The 3960-nt window shown below is 62.7% G+C and carries 7 protein-coding genes; 4 read left to right on the forward strand and 3 right to left on the reverse strand.

Going from position 1 to position 3960, the window contains the following annotated elements; translation table 11 throughout:
- The coding region (locus FFS10_RS23100) for a DUF5801 repeats-in-toxin domain-containing protein (RefSeq protein ID WP_249931395.1) at positions 1 to 2100 on the forward strand (2100 nt) is incomplete at its 5' end.
- 94 nt (positions 2101 to 2194) lie between these two features.
- Here FFS10_RS23100 and FFS10_RS23725 read toward each other — a convergent pair.
- Positions 2195 to 2329: a hypothetical protein gene (locus tag FFS10_RS23725; protein WP_283957675.1), complete on the reverse strand. Its 135-nt coding sequence runs from the start codon at positions 2327 to 2329 to the stop codon at positions 2195 to 2197.
- 217 nt (positions 2330 to 2546) lie between these two features.
- On the opposite strand from FFS10_RS23725, the gene FFS10_RS22650 reads away from it, so the two are divergent.
- From FFS10_RS22650 to FFS10_RS22660, 3 genes are read left to right on the forward strand one after another with little or no spacing between them, the layout of a single operon-like run.
- Positions 2547 to 2792, forward strand: a complete 246-nt coding sequence (locus FFS10_RS22650; RefSeq protein WP_137896857.1) for a transcriptional regulator, XRE family protein — start codon at positions 2547 to 2549, stop codon at positions 2790 to 2792.
- Positions 2789 to 3130 carry a helix-turn-helix domain-containing protein gene (locus tag FFS10_RS22655; protein WP_137896858.1) on the forward strand — a complete coding sequence of 114 codons (342 nt, stop codon included), beginning with the start codon at positions 2789 to 2791 and terminating at the stop codon, positions 3128 to 3130. Before FFS10_RS22650 ends, FFS10_RS22655 begins: the two co-directional genes overlap by 4 nt.
- Positions 3131 to 3259, forward strand: a complete 129-nt coding sequence (locus FFS10_RS22660; RefSeq protein WP_137896859.1) for a helix-turn-helix domain-containing protein — start codon at positions 3131 to 3133, stop codon at positions 3257 to 3259.
- A gap of 67 nt (positions 3260 to 3326) precedes the next feature.
- Here FFS10_RS22660 and FFS10_RS23730 read toward each other — a convergent pair whose 3' ends face one another.
- Together FFS10_RS23730 and FFS10_RS22670 are read right to left on the reverse strand one after the other, a co-directional pair.
- Positions 3327 to 3695 carry a type II TA system antitoxin MqsA family protein gene (locus FFS10_RS23730; protein ID WP_283957676.1) on the reverse strand — a complete coding sequence of 123 codons (369 nt, stop codon included), beginning with the start codon at positions 3693 to 3695 and terminating at the stop codon, positions 3327 to 3329.
- The coding region (locus tag FFS10_RS22670) for a nucleotidyltransferase domain-containing protein (protein ID WP_137896860.1) at positions 3692 to 3960 on the reverse strand (269 nt) is incomplete at its 5' end. The genes FFS10_RS23730 and FFS10_RS22670, both read right to left, overlap by 4 nt.

The following is a 3960-nucleotide window of genomic DNA, read 5'->3' on the forward strand; positions in this document are numbered from 1 at the left end:
GTGGGGGCGGTTTCCGGGCTGACCGACACGGCGACCAACAACGGCGTGTTCCTGTTCCTCGAAGGCGGCGTGGTGGTCGGGCGCGAGGGGACTGATGCGACCGACGCCGCGACGGGCGATGTCGTGTTCACGGCAAGCGTCGACAGCGCAACCGGCGTGGTCACGCTCGACCAGCAGCGCGCGATCGTGCACCCGATCGCTGGCAGCTCGGCCGCGGCCCATGACGACAACAAGACGCTGGCGGCGGACACGCTGATCATGCTGACGGCGACCAAGACCGACAAGGACGGCGACACCGCGACGGCGACGCTGAACATCGCCCAGAACCTCAACTTCGAGGATGATGGGCCGTCGATCTCGACCACCGGGACGGAGCCGACGGCGACGGTCGACGAGACGGTGCTGGCGACCAACGCGACGGCGGACTTCTCGTTCAACTTCACATCGGCCTTCGGCGCCGACGGCGCCGGCACGCTGACCTATGCCCTGGGCATCAGCGCTGTGGGGGCGAACTCCGGGCTGACCGACACGGCGACTGGGACTACCGTGTTCCTGTTCCTCGAAAGCGGCGTGGTGGTCGGGCGCCAGGGGACCAACGCGGGGACTGCCGCGAGCGGCGCCATCGTGTTCACAGCAAGCGTCAACAGCGCGACCGGCGTGGTCACGCTCGACCAGCAGCGCGCGATCGTGCACCCGATCGCTGGCAGCTCGGCCGCGGCCCATGACGACAACAAGACGCTGGCGGCGGACACGCTGATCACGCTCACCGCAACCAAGACCGATAAGGACGGCGACACGGCGTCGGCGACGCTGAACATCGCCCAGAACCTCAACTTCGAGGATGACGGGCCCGCGCTCTCGGGCGTCGACGACAGCAACAATCCTGCCGTTGACTCCCTCATCTTCGCCAACGGAACCACGGATTCGGACTCGTACAGCTTCGTTCCTGGCGCAGATGGGGCAGCGTCGCCAAGTGGCGTCGCCTTGACCGACTACACGGATCCGGACAATGCCACGGACCTTGCGGCGTCCGGGTTGGACGATCTGGAGGCCCTGCTCGGCATCGACATCACCGCGGTAAAGGTCGGCAACACGGTGACCTACTACACTCCCGACGGTGGGGACGCGGGGACCGACCCAGATCCGCTGTTCTCCCTGACCGTGACCGATGCCGGCTGGACCTTCAACATCTACCAGGATCCGGCGCTGGTCTTCAACAGCTTCGACTTCGGGGCCATCGCATCGGGCGGGCCGGTGGAGATTGCCTCGCTCCAAGCTGGCAGCGGGAATACCTGGGGCGTGTTCAATGGCCTCCTGTTCGGTGAAGTCGACTCACCCGATGGCACCGAATCGCGCTTCATGTTCCCGCCCAATCCCATCGATCTTCCTGGGACCACCGGTACCAATACGGACGACGACATCAACCCGAATGATGTCGGCTTCGGCATCCGGGGCGAGGCGGCTTCGAACATGAACAACAACGAGGGCTTCTCACTGTCGTTCCACGATGGTGGGCCCGCCGGCACGTTGACGTCGGTGGAAGGCATGCGGATCGCCATGGACCAGCAGGGCAACACGGACGACGTGGTCATCAGCTTCGTGTTAGCCAACGGCGCCCCAATGGCTGGGGGCAATGATCCAGACATCGTCGCCATTGAAGAGGGTGCGTCGATCAATCTCATCGACGACAAGGGTGTCAGCGGTACGGACAATGGAGATTTCTGGATTCGCCTCGGGCTTCCAAGCGGAAACAATGACATCTTCTTCACGATTCTGAGCGAGGAGTGGATAGGCAGTTACACCCCGCTTGCGAATGAAGTTGTGATCTACACGGACGGCGTCTACGACACGGCTTACTTCCGTATGGCCTATCCGAAGAACGGCACCTACGACGTGTATGGCAATCAGGACAAAGATCCTGACACCAACCCCGAGCAGGTGGGCGACTCGCTGCGTATCAATGACGTGTCGCTGATCGAGGTGGCGCCGATTCCCGACCTCACCTTGACCTTCGAGGTACAAGGAACCGATGGCGATGGCGATACGACGCAGACGGAGAGCTTCAACGTCTACATCAGCGAGGACGGCTCGCCGTTCTGAACTGACTGACTGCGCCGACGAAAGGCCGACGGCCCGCCCTCGCAAGGGGCCGGGCCGTCATCACGTGCGCCAGCGGTGCTTGGTTCGAGCCGCCTCAGCTCACCTCCATCCAGCCCGAATCCGAACGCTCCTCGCCCTCGACCAGGCGGTGCTTGAGCGCGTAGACCAGCAGGCCGGGGGCGCTGTTCACGGTTGCCACCGTGGGCACCATCATCTTGGACCGCCTCATGCACCCGCCGCCATGCTTGAGTTCGAGGGAAAATCAGCAACAGCGCATTGCGGGCTTTCGCTGTCCAGCACCCTCCAGCCTAGGCCCCCTTTGCAGGGCTGGCGGCGGGTGATTGAAAAGAACCGGCTCGCGAACTGGGCCGAACTGAAAGCCGCCCTCAATACGGGCGATAAGGTCGGGGAGCTGGCGGTGATTACGACAAGGGAGCATGGAAATAATGAAGGCACACATCGATGTGAAGCACCTGCTCCCGGCATGGGAGCATTTCCGCAGCGCCACCGAAATTGCCCCGATTCGGGATGAGGCCCACTACGCGCGCATGGTGCAGATGCTGGAGGCCTTGCTCGACGAGGCTGCCGGTGATGAAAACCATCCCGCCATGGGACTGGTGGACATCGTTGGCGACCTGATCGAGGACTACGAGTCCGAGCACCACATGGCTTGCAAAGGAGTTGCGAAATGAAAAAACGACTCGTTGACGGTATCGAAGTACTGGGCAGTTCCGGCAACGTATACGCCGACCTTGGCTTGCCCGACGCGGAAAAGCTCAAGATCAAGACAGGCCTGGTGATTGAGATCAGGAAAGCCGTGCGGAGCCTTGGCCTGACGCAACAAGAAGCCGCCAAGCGCATGGGCATCACTCAGCCCAAGGTGTCCGACATGATGCGTGGAGACTTCGCAAACCTTTCAGAGCGCAAGCTGATGGATTGCCTGACACGGCTGGGCTACGACATTGAGATCAGCGTCCGGCCGGCGTCTGCGGCTGTGGGGCATCTGATCCTGGCTGCGGCTTCGGGCTGAATGGTCGGACCGCAGTGGCAGTTGCTGGCCGCGCGTGCGGCATCGGGCCTGTCCCAGGCCGAATTTTCCCGCGCCACGGGCGTCTTCGTTCGCACGCTGCAAGAGTGGGAGCAGGGCCGCAAGAAGTAGGGCAGCAGCGGGTCCCTTCCGACTCGCCACGGGACAGCAGCCGGCGAGTTTCGAGAATGCCAAACTGCTACGCCGTTCTGATTTCGTTGAGCAATTCGGGGTGACGCTCAAGCACCTTGAGCAGCTTCACCAGGGCCAAAGGGGGTTTGGTTTTGCCGTTCTCGTAGCGAGAAAAGGCATTGACACCGCCGCCGAAGATTTCGGCGGCTTGGCGCTGATCAAGATCGAGCTTCTTGCGCACCTTGGCGATGTAGCCAGGATCGACATAGGCAGCATTCACCTGCCGCTGGAACTGACGGTCAGTTTCAAGTACTCCTCGGCACCGCTGGCAGGGCGAGCGAGTGGCGGCCACGACACTACCGCGCGGCCCCTCACCCCAACCCTCTCCCCAAAGGGGCGAGGGAGGAAATGCCGTCGCTTCGGGGCGGTTGTTCACGGGCGACTCTGCGCATAGACCTCTACCCCCACCCTGTCGATGTGAGCGATCAGGTCCGCGTTGCTCAACTCGTTGTAGAGCAATAAGTCCACGGTATAGGGCAGCAGCAAATCGTCGACCTCGTCTTCGATTTTCAGGAGCTCGGCAAAAGGCATCGGCCGGCCCTTGATGGCGAGGTCGATGTCCGAGCCGGGGCGGTAATTGCCCTTGGCGCGGGAGCCGTAGAGCACCACGCTCTCGATCGCCGGGTGGCGCGCAAACACGC

The organism is Ramlibacter sp. 2FC, assembly GCF_005503345.1.
Classification (GTDB): domain Bacteria; phylum Pseudomonadota; class Gammaproteobacteria; order Burkholderiales; family Burkholderiaceae_C; genus SCMQ01.

Bases quoted from the DNA above. Each gene is read 5' to 3' on its own strand.
- FFS10_RS22655 (WP_137896858.1), top strand. From the start codon at position 2,789: ATGAAAAAACGACTCGTTGACGGTATCGAAGTACTGGGCAGTTCCGGC.
- FFS10_RS23725 (WP_283957675.1), bottom strand. From the start codon at position 2,329: ATGAGGCGGTCCAAGATGATGGTGCCCACGGTGGCAACCGTGAACAGC.
- FFS10_RS22660 (WP_137896859.1), top strand. From the start codon at position 3,131: ATGGTCGGACCGCAGTGGCAGTTGCTGGCCGCGCGTGCGGCATCGGGC.
- FFS10_RS22650 (WP_137896857.1), top strand. From the start codon at position 2,547: ATGAAGGCACACATCGATGTGAAGCACCTGCTCCCGGCATGGGAGCAT.